Here is a 14176-nt window from a genome sequence, read left to right as displayed (position 1 = left end):
CTATCAGCAGTTATTTACAACTTATTATCTATAATAGTTATTGTTTTGGAGTTACTTTTGGTATTTTTATTCTTTTATACTCTTTTAAGTCTAATGTAAAATACACATCTCGAGTCCCATCTCTTTCTTCATAGCTAAAACCCTCAATTATAACCTCCATATTTATATTTGTTTCTGTAATTGTGAATCTTAGTATAAAACCTTCCTTCATCCATTTTTCAATCTTATTTACACAATCATATGGTGATGGAAAGCCTGTATAGTCACAGAAAGTATAGTCTTTATTTGGAAAAAAACTTGATATTGAAATACTTTTAAGAGCTACACCTCCAAAAGTTGCTATTTCACCTATTTTGAGTACACTAGAGGAGTTTACAACAGCTTTTCCATTAATACTAAAGGATGATGGAAATACTGGAAATCTAAATCTATCTTCTGCTTGTCTAAGCCACATTTCCATTATAATACACCTCCTAATTGTGCTATTTTTATACTTGAAACCAATTTTGATGTAACTTTTTCTATATCAGCTTCTTCTCTAATTACTATTGTATCAGCTAACTTGGCTATACTTATATTTCCACCATTTTTTCCACTTCTATATTGATTTGCTTCTTGTTTAGTTAAAACCATTTCACCTTCATGAAGCCTTGTTGGGTAATCATTATAAGGAACATAGTTTAATCCAAATGCATTACTTCCAGACTTACTTGTACCTGCGTTCCAATCATCAATTATAGATCTAACTGTCTCAATAATTGGATTTTTATTAATTTTTTCAACTAAATTTTGCCACCATTTACAAACATCTTTTATAATATTACATATATCGTTAAATAGATTAAAAAGACCTCCTAAAACTGGTTCTACAATAATCCAAGCATCCTCTAAAAGTGGTCCTATTGTTGCCCAAACTGTCTCCCAGATAACACCTAGTGTCTCTATAAAATTATTTATTTGAGGGGCATACTCACCTAAAAAAGTGAAAATTCTTGTGATAATAGGGCTAACAGCTTCAACTACAGGCCCGATTAATTGGAATGCTGTAGTTACTATTGTCCCAAATATACTTATTAATCCTTGTGCAATTGGTGATTTATTGTTTATACTATCTAGTAAATTATTTACTAAGTTTACTACTGGAAGTAAGGAATCTATTAATGCTGTAAAATCAATATTTTGTAATAGTGTACTTCCTGCATTAACAATTGCTTTTGGTGCATTCCCTATCATTGTTGCTGCATGATTTTCAAAACGTTCTTGCTTATTTTCAACCATCATTTTACGTTTTTCAACCTCATTAGAAATTCGATATTGAGTAGAATCAGAAAACTCTTTTCCATTTTTTACACTTCTAGATTGCATCTGGTCATATTTGTTGCCAATAATTATCTTACCATTCATTACATTGCCTATTTTACCAGCCATTTTTTCAGATAAACCAGCTAAATTCTCTAATCCACTTTCTGTAAAAGTTTTTATTTTCTTTATTCCTTGACCTAAAATATCATCGAAAGGTTTAACAATACTCTTCAAACCATTGTTAATGCTTGTTTGAGCACTTGCTATTATACCTGGTATTGTATCACTCATTCTTTCAGCTAATCCCCTCTGCTTTACACTTATACCTTCCAATGCTTCATCAAAAGTTTTATAATTTTCTCCTACCAGAGTATTAAGAGATTCCATATTTCCTTTTGCTGCACTTAAGAAAGCTGCTGATACATCTTGCTCACTACTTGTATTCATATTTAAAGCTCTAACATCCACCATAGCCTGAGTTATATCTTTTTCTTTTTTACCACCAGTAATATTACTAATCATTTTAGCTTTAGTTCCCATTGCAACAACATCTTCAGGATCAAAAGGTGTCTTATCTGCTATATCTAACAAATCTTCATAATAATTATCAACATCTCTTTGATTAACTTTTCCAGTATTTCTTTTCATTACACTTTCTAAAACAACTTTCTGATTTTGTTCCTGACCAAGTAAATCAACACCTTTTTTTACAGCGACACCTATAGTAGCACCATTTGTCAAATCAGATATCTTCCCCTTTATTGAACTAAGTATTCCACTTGCCATATCCTTTACAGCTATTGCACCTTTCCATACCTTACCTGCAAACAATCTCAACTTAGGAAATACTTTGCTTATAATGCCACTTGCCATATCTTTTATAGCTATTACACTACTCCAAAAAGAACTTTTAAATAGCATTAACTTAGGTAAAATTCTGCCTATAGCACTACTTGCCATATCTTTAAGATTAATAATCCCTTGCCAATGATTTTTAGTTATTTGTTTTAATTTTTCCAAGGTACTACTTATCACTCTCTTAGCCATATCTTTTGCTTTTATTACAATCTGCCATGCCTTGCCACTAATCTTTTTTAAACTTCCAAGTACTTTATTTTTAGTTTTTTCTATTTCATCACTTTTAGCTTTAAATATTAACATAATTATAAGATTTGAATTCAACTCATTTTTCTTTTGAATCAACTTACTAAAATAATCAATAATCATAGCTATAGTTACTGCTAGTCTCATAATACTTCCATTTAAACTTCCACTAACTCCTGAAACAGCATTCATACTAGAACTTAATTTTGTCATAGTAGAACTTACACTACTAGCAGTAGTCTGAACTTTTTTTAGTGATGAATTTAAGCTATTTACTCTACTACTTGCACTTCCAATAGAATTTTTTATACTATTAGCCATTACATTAGTTGAAAGTGAAACAGCCACAGTTGCTCTCCTAAAATTATCAGTTACTGATATAATTTGATTCATTTTCGGTGTGTAATTATCTGTAAGATACATATTTATACCTTCTTCTCTTACATTTCCCACTATATACCACCTCCTGTCAAAGGACACACTCCATACCCATGTTTCACTTTTTCAACTTCTTCCTCAATTTCCAAGGCGAAAAAAGCTTCAATAAGCTTTAATTCGCCTTTATCCATTGCATAAAAAAGGGACGGCCTAATACCTTTTTTCTTCCAATAATAGTACATTATTGTAGTCTTAGTATCCGTCCCTATTAGTTTTTTATCTCTTCTATCACTGCATTTTTACCATAACCCATAACATCTTGAAGGATTCTATATAAGTTAGTAATTTCGCCTGGTAGTAATAATTTTCTTGCTAATTCTTTTGGAGTCGGAGCCTTAAATTTATCCATTAACTCCTTATTTTTAAATAAAAGCTTTCCATCTAAATCACAAACACCTTCTATAATTGTAAGCATCTGCATCTCTGGTAAGTCTATATCTGTTTTCATATTTTCATCAATTTTAAGACAAGTATTTTGTATCTCCTCATCTTTACTTATTGTTAAAGCTCTACACATTACTTTAAATTCCTGCCCAAATATACTTGATAATCTCTTAAGTTCAACTATAGTACTCGGTCTTTCTAAGTTTTCTGTATCTGCATTTAAAAGTAAATCTACTATGTTTATATTTTTTGATAATCCATTTTCACTCATTATTATTTGCTCCTTTATCAATCAATTTCAATCAACTAACTTTTTTACTTATTAACTATCTGAATTTATTAAATATATATTTACTAAATATTAATATAAAACCAAATATAAAACTAAATTATATCAAGAAAATCATATTCGGTAAATGTGAAGGGAGCCTCTATCTCTCCTTTTACTCCAACTTCCCAATCAGCTAAAGTTAAATCATCAAATGCTATATTCTTTACTGCTATTCTTTCTGCTCCATAAGAATCTGGGTCATTTAATTTAGATATAGCAACAAATCTAGGTTCAGAACCTCTCTTTATCTTTTCTCCAATTAATTTGTGCATTCTTGAACTAACATGATATAAAGTTATTGAACCTTTTCCTTTATATCCCATATACTTTGTATCAGTACCCATTTGACCTGCTATTATAATATCCTCTTTTGTAAATTCCATCTTTGCTTGAAACTTCTTTACTTCTGCTACCTTGTTTCCATCAAGCCAAAGTTCTCCCCAAGTACCACTCATTACATTCCTAGCTTCCATATTTGCCATATTAATAATCCTCCTATATCTCTATTGATAAATCTATATCTTCCATAGCATCTAACATCTTTATCTTTGCTGTTAAGAATACTTTTGAACCTGTATTTGCTTCTCTTATTTCTTGTTCTTTCATATTAGATATATCTATATTTTTAGATTTCAAATACTGTTTTTGTGATTCTATGTCTATATCTACAATTGAGCCAGCTTCTATTAATTCTCCCTTTTCTAATTCTTCTAGGTATTCTTTTATTGCTACTATTAGTATGCATTTATTATCATAACTATTAGGAACTCTGCCTATATAATTATCTATTATTACTTTCTTAATATCATTATTTATAATATCTAAAGTATCAACTATTTTTATCTTCTGGAACATTTCTCCTTTTTCTTCTGTTAATTCAGTTAAAGAATTTACTCCTCTAGCAATTCTTATAGCACCAGCTTCCTTAATAAGTATAAGCTCTCCTTTATTAACCCTTGATTCTGCATCAACTTTCGTCATCTTAGGTATATCAACTACATCACTAAGCTTAGTATAAGTTACTGATTGACTTAAAGGTGTTCCTGCTATAAGTCCAGCCACCCTACTTGTAAACTCATCAACACTGTATTTCTTTTCTCCAACTAGCACATCTTCTGTAGTAAAATTAATTATACCTTCATGATTTCCTACAAAGTTTCCTAATACAGCCTTAACTTTCACTTTATCTACATCTCTAAGTTTAATTATCCAATTTTTTATAGTAATCTTATCAGCTTCTACTGCTTTAGGCATACATAGATAATTAAATTCCCTAGTCTCTAAAAAATCTAATGCAGTTTGAATATCTGTTTCTCCTTCTATTACATAAACTATTAACTTATTTGGAGTATTAACATTTCCCATCAAAGCTAAGTTTATATATTCTTTATTTTCAGCAGATAAATCAGTTGGTATATCCTCTTTTTCATGTATTTCATTAAGACCTAGTGCCTTAGTATCTTTAAGTACCATTGCAATTATCCCTCTAGCTGAACGTTCTTTAACAGTTGTAGCTAGCTCCTTAAATGATATGTTGATACTTGGTAATCCTATAGCCATACTATCACTCTCCTAAATTTAAATTAATTTCTTCCATATTTTCATATACTGCTTCTTCTTCATATACGCTATCAAGATAGTTTAATGTAATTGAAAAGTTTAATGCATAAATTGACTCCTCTTTTTTTATACTTTGTTCTAATTTTGTTATACTTAATTTTCTGTCTGTTACCTTTATATTTCTATTGAATAACTTATTTAATTCGTCTGAGATTTCATACATTCTAATACTGTTTGATTGTGATTTTGGTAAGTATTTTATAGAGATAACAATATCTTTGTTATTCTTATTTAACATTATAGGTGTACAAACAATTGACAGTATACTTACAAAAAAACAAGACCCTTCAGAGCCTTGCGTACTTTCATCATCAATAAAAACACTTTCAGTAAAGTTTTTTTTGAGAATCCCAATAATTGTTTCTAATATTTCTTTGTGTTTAAGCAAACAATCACCACTCTATCACTAAATATTCTTACTTAGTCTGATAATCTTACTATAAATGATATAAGTCATTTTTAAATAAACATCTCATTTATTCCCGTCAAGTATCTTCTATATTTATAGGTAATATTATTCTTTTCAATTTATCACCTCCTTCAATATGGATTTCTTTCACAATAACATTATCTCACATATTTTATGGTCTATTGTTGCAATGGTGTATATAAAGTGTTGTAAAATTGTCCTATTTTTTATAATATCTCACTCAATTTAAATATCATCTTTTTCTTTAAATTATAGCAAGATGTTCTATCTAAATGCAGTTTCATAGAAATATACGTCATATTATTTTTTGTCTTACTATTATAAAAAAGATTAAAAAACTCCATTTCCATATCATTTAGACATGTTAGAGCATTTTCTATCTTTTCTTTTTCTATTTCTATATCTTCTTTTTCCATTTTTAATTTTATTAGCCTTCCCTCTCTTTTTATCACCTCATTTTCCACAGAAGAACTTATATTATATGTGTTGCTAGTCTTTTCTGTATATACCATTGCTCCACATCCAGAATATTCATTCTCACATCTTTTTATGTCCAAGTTAATATTCTTTATCTTTATATCTAAATACTTATAATTATGTAATCTTTCATCTGTTTCTTTAAATAATATATCTTTATTGTTTTTCATAATATTTCTCCTTTATATGCTTATTATTAGCTTCAAATTTACAATAATCTCTTTAGTACACAGTTTGTTTACTAATCCCACAATTTTTAAGAATATATTGTTCTATCGCTATGTAAAAAAAACTTCATCTATATTTTGTTCTAAAATAGCAGAAATTTTCTTAGCCATAAGAAGTCCAGGATTTTTTATACCTCTTTCTATCTGAGATATATAGTCACTTGTAATTCCAGCCCTTCTAGCAAGTTGAATTTGTGTCATACCTTTGCACTTTCTATAATATTTCAAATTATTTTTAAACATCATCTTTATACCTCCAATACTATTAAGAATATTTTATTCTTATATATTTACATTATATAGAATTATTTGTTCCTTATCAATAGTTTTTAGAAAAAAACATTCTTTTTGGAATTTCTTCGTTTTATTTTTTAGAACAATTTGTTATAATCTATACATAAGGTGGTGATATAATGTTTGCCAAAAGATTAAGAGAACTTAGAAAGGAATTTGGATTAACCCAAAGAGAACTTGGGGAAAAAGTAGGGGTTTCTCAAAGAGTCTTAGGATACTATGAAACAGAAAACAGATTTCCTGATGAACACATTTTAAATAAGCTGGCTGATGTGTTTAATGTGTCAGTTGATTACCTTCTTGGGAGAACATTGGTTAAGGAAAATATTGATACTGTAGCTGCACATAGAAAAAATCCACATGAAGAATTACCTGAAGAAGCCCAAGAACAACTTAATGATTATATAGAATTTTTACTAAATAAATATAAAAAAAAATAAACCACATGATGAGCAGTCTATTCTTCTGCTCTTTTAATATAATTTTAAAACAAACATACATTCTATTTTAGGGGGATTTTTATGAATAATTTGGATAAGCTTTTTGAATTAGCTTCTCAAGAAGAGATAATAATTCATTATACTACTTATATTGCAGGAGATTTAGAGGGACTATATATAAATAAACATGGTATGAAAATCATATCTTTACTCAGTACTCTAAAACAAAATACTAAAAAACTCACATCCATCTTAGCTGAAGAGCTTGGACATCATTTCACTAGTCTTGGATACTATGTATCATCTTATAACGATTATTATACAAAAATCGTTATAGACAAGTGCGAAAATAAGGCATTAAAATGGGCTTGTGAATTCTTAATTACTGAAGAGGATATAATAAACATAATTAATTCTGGTGTCACTTGCGTTTATGAAATGGCAGATATACTTAATGTAGACATTAATTTTTTTCAAAAAAGATTGGAATTTTTATCATTAAAAAAACAATCTTTATCACTTGGAAACAATAAATATCTAATATTAACCAACTTGCCATATTTCTACATATTTGATCCAATTTCATAATAAAAACGGTAGTAGTTTCAATTTACATAGCAATAAAAGGTATATATTTATTTTAACAAATTTTGGTTTCTATAAATTCAATATTAATATATAATAATGGTATTACGTTATTTAAAATTCTAAAAACAAATATATGCTTTTGTTAAGAAAGGTTGTTTGATGAATGTATAAAGAAAAGTTGTTTGATAATTATTTTAAGTTCTTAGCACTATTATTTTGGCCAATCATGTGGTATAAGTGGATAGTAATTTCAAATGGTACTCTTGAAAATATGTTATTTACCACATACGCAATTGTCGCAATTGTTTTCATCATTTTATATTCAGCATTTATGATAAAATATAAAGACATTACACAAATAGATTTCTTTTACAGGATAAGTACTCTACTTGCTTTTATATTTACACTTTTTAGCTTTTTAATATACCCAAAGAGTTTATTTTTCTTGTATTTAAAGATTATTTTTACTGGAATATACCTTTATTATTCAATGGTAAAAACCCTTAAATTTAAGCACGACGAAGGTGTAGTGGGTATTATGAGCTCACTTTTATTGATTGTAATAACTTTGTTCTACTAAATTTAATTCTATTTGACCTAATATGACTTTAAATGTTAGACATCTACATTGTTTTCTGATATTATTTAAGATGGTAGTTTTTATATTAATAATGAAATACACTATGAAGGAGTTAACTATTATGGAAAAAAAAGTTTTAGCAACAGTTGGAGAAAAAGAGATAACTAATATTGATATTGAAAATGCATTAAAATCATTAGACCCTTATCAAGCTATGCAATTTAAAACTGAAGAAGGAAAAAAACATTTATTAAATGATTTAGTAAATCAAGAGTTATTCTTCTTAGATGCTAAAGAAGAAAAATTAGATGAAGAAGAAGTATTTAAATTAGAAATGAAAAAGATAGAAGAAAATGTATTAAAACAATTTGCTATAAATAAAGTTTTATCTAGTATTGATGTAACAGAAGATGAAAAAGTAAAATTCTTTGAAGCTAATAAGAGTTCTTTCTCTAAACCAGAAAGTGCAACTGCTAAACATATATTAGTAGATAGTGATGAAAAAGCTAAAGAAATACTTGCTCAAATAAAATCAGAAGAAATATCTTTTGAAGACGCAGCTCTTAAACATTCTTCTTGTCCATCTAAAGACACGGGTGGTGATTTAGGAACATTCGGTAGAGGACAAATGGTTCCTGAATTTGAAGAAGCTGTATTCTCTATGGCTAAAGGTGAAATAAGCGAGCCAGTTAAAACTCAATTTGGATACCATATAATAAAATTAGAAGACCTTCAAGAAAGCACAGAGTCTACATTTGATGAAGTTAAGGCTGAAGTTGAAAAAAGTTTATTATATCAAAAACAAAATGAAGTTTATGGAAATAAAATAAATGCTCTTAATGCTAAGTACGGAAACCTTGTAAAATACAACGATTAATCGTAAAGTAATGTATAAAAAAGCTGTCTTTTCACAATATCTATTAGAAAAGACAGCTTCTTATATTAAAGTTTAAACATTCAATTTAATATTATTATTCTTTTATTATAAAGAACTCAGTTTAAAAATTTGAAAATTTAAAGAAATTTTTTAATTATCATTAGCTAAATTTTTATATCCACGTATTATCTCATAGCAGTATCCTATGACATCTCTTCTTTTTATTATCCCAATAAATGTATCTTGGTCATCTATGACAGGAATAAAATTTTGATTTAAAGATTTTATAACTAAATCTTCAATATCTGCATTGATGGAAACAGGAGAATTATCCATTTTTCTATTTATGTCTGTCACTGGAACATCTTCTAATCCTTTTAAGTCCAGATTTAAATCGTTTTTTAATGTCCATAAAAAATCACCTTCTGTTATAGTCCCAACATATTTACCATCCTTACTTATTATTGGAATTGCAGAGTATTTGTGATATTCCATTTTTTCTAGAGCTTGCCTTATAGTGTAGTCTTCATATATATATGCTACTTCACTTTTTGGTGTTAGAAAGAATAATATGTTCATTACACTACCCACCGTTACTGAAAACTTATAAATATTATTCAATATTTATAATGTTACTTTTTTGCAGTAACTTTCTCCTTTCTTATTTTCTAAGTATTCTTAATACTATACGCTGTAACAAGCGTTTTTCTTTTAGTTATTTTATTCTTATTACGCTTTATTAATATTTTTATATGGTCTATCAGTATCACTTACTCTCTTTTTAGAAAAATCAACTAAAAATTAATTGACTTAAACCTAGCTATAATAATTTTACTCTACACTATTAATTTTAACATATTTATCTTATTATTAATGATTTTATTTTAATAATTTTAATTTATTTTGCAATTAATTTTATTTACAAAAACTGAAAAAACCGCTAAACGATTAGCGGCTTATCTCTCATATTACTAGAACACTAATATATATGAATTTTTAATTATAATCTAACTACGTTAGCAGCTTGAGGACCTTTAGCTCCATCTACTACTTCAAATTCAACACTTTGTCCTTCTTCTAATGTTTTGTATCCATCTCCAGTTATAGCTGAGAAATGTACGAAAACATCTCCTTCACCTTCTACAGATATGAATCCAAATCCTTTTTCGTTGTTAAACCATTTAACTACACCAGTTTTCATTAATAAATCCTCCTAAAAAAACACAATTATTTAGCTACTCTTTTCTGTAACCTTATTACTACTCTATCATATATAGCTATGTTTGTCAATTATTATTATTTTTATACATTAATAATCAATTTTTTTACTTTATAATTTTAAATGATTATTATCTTTTATACTTTATTTTTCTTTATAATTTTTCAATAATTTATTTTTATTATATGAAATCTTATGGATTTATCACTCCAGCCTAAATCCCATGGAACCAACATTCTGTCAGTATTATGGCAAGTTACCAAAGGATATCCTCTTGAATCTAATCCTGTTACTGTCGAAACATGTGTTATTCTGCCTTTTTTCTCATAACCAACAAAATCTCCTGGACGTAGATTATAAGCTTCTTTGTACACTTCCTCATAAGAACCTTTAGCAATTAATGAACCTCTTCCACTATATAGTGCATAATTTTTAAAAGCTTGTGCATTTACCCATGCTTTTGTACCTGCTCTTTGACTATAATTCCAAATTGAGTTCTTTTTGAACCTTCCACTTTCAAACATTATCTGTGATGCAAAGTTTGCACAATCTCCACCATCTGGATTATAATCCCTATAGTTTGGATTAAATTTCATGCCATGTTCTTCATCAGCTGCTGCTCCACAGTATTTATGTGCATAATCTATAGCCTTCTTTTGTTCATCTGTAAGCTGTAACTCTACACCATTTTGTTGACCAATATAGCTTCTTATATCATCAGATTTTATGTTCTCTAAATTTAAAGAGTCTGCAAAAGGGTCTGTATACCACTCTTTAGTTATGACATATTGATTATCTATAATTTTTACATTTAGATAATGATATGTACCTATTCTAAAGACGTTTTCTTTGTCCTTTTGATTTTCATATGAATATCTATATTCAGTCGATACTGAACAGATTATACCATAGAGGTCTTTTTCTTTTTCCTTTATTTTTTTAATCTTAACCCTTGTCTTTATGTCCTTAAACTTTACACCTTGTTTACTAGACCAGTTTTCTAAATACTTCATCTTTTTTACTTCATTTTCATAAGCCCAAAGACCAAATTTTTTATCCGTCTCATAAAGACCTTTTAAAATGTTTTCATTTTTCTCTAATATTGCCTTATTTCTGTAATCAAATAAGTTTTCAAGCAATAGCTTATATTGGTCTTTTACATCATCACCTTCAACATTTGCAGATTCCATGACTTTTTCTTCCATATTTTTCATACTTAAATCATTGATTAAAAATACACCTGCTGTAGTAGCTAAAGACAAAAATACAAATGCCATTATACCTTTGATGTACTTACTCTTATTTTTCAGTATTTTCAAAGCTACACCTCCCAAATAGTACACCTTACAAAAGAAAAGAATATTCTGCCACATACAATAATTTTTATATTTAATAATTCTCTATTTTATTATGTCCAATATTAAAAATTAATTGTATCGATACACTGTTTTTTTTACAATTTTTTATTTTATAACCTACTTTTTTCTTTTTTTTATAGTAATATATATGTATATAAATATTTTGGTATCATTATAATTAATACATACTAATGGAGGGTTTTTTATGCAAAAAAAAGTCGCAGCAATTAATGACTTATCTGGAATAGGAAAGTGTTCATTATCGGTTGCTATACCTATACTTTCAGCATTAAAGGTTCAATGTTGTCCATTTCCAACAGCCATACTTTCAAGTCAAACTGGTTATCCTGAATTTACTTTTTTAGACTTTACTGATGAAATGGTAAAATATTCAAATGTTTGGAAAAATTTAAAAGTCAACTTTGATAGTATATATAGTGGGTTTTTGGGTTCAAAACATCAAATCGAAATAGTGGCTAATTTTATAAAAGATTATCCAAATGCTTTTATCGTAGTTGACCCTGTGATGGGTGATAACGGAGTTATGTATCCAATATTCACAGAAGAAATGAGACAAGAAATCAAAGAATTAGTTAAACATTCAAATTTAACTACGCCTAATTTAACAGAAGCTTGTTTCTTAACTGGAAATGATTATACTAAAAGAGATTATAATAGAGATGAGCTTATATATATTGCAAAATCCGTATCTGAATTAGGACCTAGCAAAGTCGTTATTACTGGTATATTAGAAGACGATAATATACTAAATTTAGCTTATGATAGAGATAATGACCATGTATTCTTTACATCAGTTAAATACAATAATTGTTCTTATAGTGGAACAGGAGATATATTCACATCTATACTTTGTGGTATGTTAGTAAATAAACATGATTTGGGAGTAGCTGTTAATACTGCAACAGATTTTATATATAAAACTATAAATTACACATCTCAATTTTATACTGATAGAAATGATGGAGTTATGTTTGAAAACTTTTTATCAGATTTAACTAATATATAAATTTTAAAAAAATTATCCATTTTATAAATACCTATAAATCATAAAATTTTGGTATTTACAAAATGGATATTATTTATTAAACAATCGACACTTCAATTGTTACCATAGCACCACCAGTTTTTACAGAATTTTCAATATGCAAAGACCCCTTATGTTTTTGTACAATATTATTTACAATATAAAGACCCATTCCATAATGAGACTTAGAATTTCTACTTAAATCTCCTGTATAAAATTGTTCTGTAGCTTTTGACAAATCTACTTTAGAAAAACCACTTCCACAATCTGTAATTACAAATTTTAAGAATTTATTACTTACTGATACACTTATGTATAGTTTACTCTGGCTTGATGAATAATCTATAGCATTTGAAATTATATTCATAATAGCTCTGAATAACAGTTCTCTATCTATAGTTATATTTTTAGGCAAATTATCTTGTTTAAAAAACTCCACATCTAAGTTTTTGGTACTAGCTAATGCTTCTATTTGCACTAAAATATCTTTTATAAACTCATTGACATTCACTACTTCTTTATTTAATATATAGCCACTCTCTGTTTTCGATATGTCTATTAAAGTATTTATATATTTTTCTATTTGAGTGACACCTTTTGAGATATATTCCATATACTCTAATAATTCAGGATTTTCATTTATTTCAATTAATAAATCAGTGTTTCCATGAATAATAGTTAATGGTGTCTTTATATCATGTGCCAATGCAGATATTTGTTCCTTTCTATTTTCTTCCAACATCCACTGCTTTTCTAAAGAATCTTTTAAGGCAGACTTCATTTTATCCATAGAAAAAAGAACATTATTAATTTCATAAATTTTACTAGATTCTACAACAAAATCTAAATCCTGTTGTTCTATTTTTTCTGTAGTATTTTTTAAAAGTTCCATTTCAATATTGAATTTCTTTCCAAATAATTTTGATAATATAACAATTTCAATAAAAAATATTATACTAAAAATAATCATCCCCAACATCTCTGGTTTTGGCAAATGTGCTCTTAAAACTGGAGAACTAAATTCTGGTACTAGTTTGTATTTTATTATAAAGACTTCATCTTTCTTAAAAAACTTTATATAACTTTCCGAATATGCATGCCTTTCTTCAATGTCTCTCATTAAATTCCATACTTCTTTTGATTCTTTTTTATTAAAAGTACCTGAAATTAAATTCCCATCTGAAGTATAAACACCATACTCGTATAAATTTGGAATTATATCTTCAGTTACTTTCTCACTTGAAATAATCTTTCCTTTATATTTATTAAATTGTTTTTCTGCATAATTAGCTGGTAATATTACACCTGATGATAATAATACAGAAAATAATAACATTAAAAGAAGTGCAAATGAAATTGTCATAACAAAGAATAAAGATAAATATTTTATAAAAATAGTTCTCAACTTTTCAACTTTTTTATTGTTAGATTTTTTACCTCCAAGCATTTGTACCATATCCTC

General features: G+C 27.6%; 16 protein-coding genes. 4 read left to right on the top strand and 12 right to left on the bottom strand.

Going from position 1 to position 14176, the window contains the following annotated elements; genetic code table 11:
- Window positions 1–37 precede the first annotated feature (37 nt).
- From JJC02_06500 to JJC02_06465, 8 genes are all read right to left on the bottom strand, one after another.
- Window positions 38–460, bottom strand: a complete 423-nt coding sequence (locus JJC02_06500) for a hypothetical protein (protein UDN55821.1) — start codon at window positions 458–460, stop codon at window positions 38–40.
- Entirely contained in the window at window positions 460–2859 is a 2400-nt protein-coding gene (locus JJC02_06495) for a hypothetical protein (GenBank protein ID UDN55820.1), read from the bottom strand. Before JJC02_06495 ends, JJC02_06500 begins: the two co-directional genes overlap by 1 nt.
- A gap of 193 nt (window positions 2860–3052) precedes the next feature.
- Window positions 3053–3499, bottom strand: a complete 447-nt coding sequence (locus JJC02_06490; protein ID UDN55819.1) for a phage portal protein — start codon at window positions 3497–3499, stop codon at window positions 3053–3055.
- 113 nt (window positions 3500–3612) lie between these two features.
- Complete coding sequence (locus tag JJC02_06485; GenBank protein ID UDN55818.1) at window positions 3613–4041, bottom strand: phage tail tube protein; 429 nt, start codon at window positions 4039–4041, stop codon at window positions 3613–3615.
- Window positions 4042–4054: 13 nt separating this feature from the next.
- Complete coding sequence (locus tag JJC02_06480; GenBank protein ID UDN55817.1) at window positions 4055–5119, bottom strand: phage tail sheath subtilisin-like domain-containing protein; 1065 nt, start codon at window positions 5117–5119, stop codon at window positions 4055–4057.
- Window positions 5120–5123: 4 nt separating this feature from the next.
- Window positions 5124–5567 carry a hypothetical protein gene (locus JJC02_06475; protein ID UDN55816.1) on the bottom strand — a complete coding sequence of 148 codons (444 nt, stop codon included), beginning with the start codon at window positions 5565–5567 and terminating at the stop codon, window positions 5124–5126.
- Window positions 5568–5815: 248 nt separating this feature from the next.
- Window positions 5816–6256 carry a hypothetical protein gene (locus JJC02_06470; GenBank protein ID UDN55815.1) on the bottom strand — a complete coding sequence of 147 codons (441 nt, stop codon included), beginning with the start codon at window positions 6254–6256 and terminating at the stop codon, window positions 5816–5818.
- A gap of 108 nt (window positions 6257–6364) precedes the next feature.
- Entirely contained in the window at window positions 6365–6556 is a 192-nt protein-coding gene (locus tag JJC02_06465; GenBank protein UDN56388.1) for a helix-turn-helix transcriptional regulator, read from the bottom strand.
- 170 nt (window positions 6557–6726) lie between these two features.
- Between JJC02_06465 and JJC02_06460 the strand changes: the two genes are divergently transcribed.
- The 3 genes from JJC02_06460 (at window position 6727) to JJC02_06450 (ending at window position 9092) form a co-directional block, all read left to right on the top strand.
- The gene (locus JJC02_06460; GenBank protein UDN55814.1) at window positions 6727–7047 is read left to right on the top strand and encodes an XRE family transcriptional regulator; all 321 of its coding nucleotides are present in this window, start codon (window positions 6727–6729) and stop codon (window positions 7045–7047) included.
- 81 nt (window positions 7048–7128) lie between these two features.
- The gene (locus tag JJC02_06455; protein ID UDN55813.1) at window positions 7129–7635 is read left to right on the top strand and encodes a hypothetical protein; all 507 of its coding nucleotides are present in this window, start codon (window positions 7129–7131) and stop codon (window positions 7633–7635) included.
- 701 nt (window positions 7636–8336) lie between these two features.
- On the top strand, window positions 8337–9092 hold the full coding sequence (locus JJC02_06450; protein UDN55812.1) for a peptidylprolyl isomerase: 756 nt from the start codon (window positions 8337–8339) through the stop codon (window positions 9090–9092).
- Between the two features lie 150 nt (window positions 9093–9242).
- On the opposite strand, the gene JJC02_06445 is transcribed toward JJC02_06450, so the two are convergent.
- The 3 genes from JJC02_06445 to JJC02_06435 all read right to left on the bottom strand — a co-directional run bounded on the left by JJC02_06445 (window position 9243) and on the right by JJC02_06435 (window position 11684).
- A complete protein-coding gene (locus JJC02_06445) occupies window positions 9243–9671 on the bottom strand; it encodes a CBS domain-containing protein (GenBank protein ID UDN55811.1) in 429 nt (142 codons plus the stop codon).
- Window positions 9672–10092: 421 nt separating this feature from the next.
- Window positions 10093–10293, bottom strand: a complete 201-nt coding sequence (locus JJC02_06440) for a cold-shock protein (GenBank protein UDN55810.1) — start codon at window positions 10291–10293, stop codon at window positions 10093–10095.
- 182 nt (window positions 10294–10475) lie between these two features.
- Window positions 10476–11684, bottom strand: a complete 1209-nt coding sequence (locus JJC02_06435; GenBank protein ID UDN55809.1) for an amidase domain-containing protein — start codon at window positions 11682–11684, stop codon at window positions 10476–10478.
- 190 nt (window positions 11685–11874) lie between these two features.
- Between JJC02_06435 and JJC02_06430 the strand changes: the two genes are divergently transcribed.
- Entirely contained in the window at window positions 11875–12696 is an 822-nt protein-coding gene (locus tag JJC02_06430; protein ID UDN55808.1) for a pyridoxamine kinase, read from the top strand.
- Between the two features lie 76 nt (window positions 12697–12772).
- On the opposite strand, the gene JJC02_06425 is transcribed toward JJC02_06430, so the two are convergent.
- Entirely contained in the window at window positions 12773–14161 is a 1389-nt protein-coding gene (locus tag JJC02_06425; protein UDN55807.1) for a sensor histidine kinase, read from the bottom strand.
- Between the last annotated feature and the right edge of the window lie 15 nt (window positions 14162–14176).

Source organism: Clostridioides sp. ES-S-0054-01 (assembly GCA_021561035.1).
Lineage (GTDB): Bacteria > Bacillota > Clostridia > Peptostreptococcales > Peptostreptococcaceae > Clostridioides.
The sequence above is the reverse complement of the archived record's forward strand: the minus strand, read 5'-3'. Positions and strand labels throughout refer to the sequence as shown.

Bases quoted from the DNA above. Each gene is read 5' to 3' on its own strand.
- JJC02_06435 (UDN55809.1), bottom strand. From the start codon at position 11,684: ATGTGGCAGAATATTCTTTTCTTTTGTAAGGTGTACTATTTGGGAGGT.
- JJC02_06485 (UDN55818.1), bottom strand. From the start codon at position 4,041: ATGGCAAATATGGAAGCTAGGAATGTAATGAGTGGTACTTGGGGAGAA.
- JJC02_06430 (UDN55808.1), top strand. From the start codon at position 11,875: ATGCAAAAAAAAGTCGCAGCAATTAATGACTTATCTGGAATAGGAAAG.
- JJC02_06455 (UDN55813.1), top strand. From the start codon at position 7,129: ATGAATAATTTGGATAAGCTTTTTGAATTAGCTTCTCAAGAAGAGATA.
- JJC02_06445 (UDN55811.1), bottom strand. From the start codon at position 9,671: ATGAACATATTATTCTTTCTAACACCAAAAAGTGAAGTAGCATATATA.
- JJC02_06480 (UDN55817.1), bottom strand. From the start codon at position 5,119: ATGGCTATAGGATTACCAAGTATCAACATATCATTTAAGGAGCTAGCT.
- JJC02_06500 (UDN55821.1), bottom strand. From the start codon at position 460: ATGGAAATGTGGCTTAGACAAGCAGAAGATAGATTTAGATTTCCAGTA.
- JJC02_06465 (UDN56388.1), bottom strand. From the start codon at position 6,556: ATGTTTAAAAATAATTTGAAATATTATAGAAAGTGCAAAGGTATGACA.
- JJC02_06460 (UDN55814.1), top strand. From the start codon at position 6,727: ATGTTTGCCAAAAGATTAAGAGAACTTAGAAAGGAATTTGGATTAACC.
- JJC02_06440 (UDN55810.1), bottom strand. From the start codon at position 10,293: ATGAAAACTGGTGTAGTTAAATGGTTTAACAACGAAAAAGGATTTGGA.
- JJC02_06450 (UDN55812.1), top strand. From the start codon at position 8,337: ATGGAAAAAAAAGTTTTAGCAACAGTTGGAGAAAAAGAGATAACTAAT.
- JJC02_06470 (UDN55815.1), bottom strand. From the start codon at position 6,256: ATGAAAAACAATAAAGATATATTATTTAAAGAAACAGATGAAAGATTA.
- JJC02_06490 (UDN55819.1), bottom strand. From the start codon at position 3,499: ATGAGTGAAAATGGATTATCAAAAAATATAAACATAGTAGATTTACTT.
- JJC02_06425 (UDN55807.1), bottom strand. From the start codon at position 14,161: ATGCTTGGAGGTAAAAAATCTAACAATAAAAAAGTTGAAAAGTTGAGA.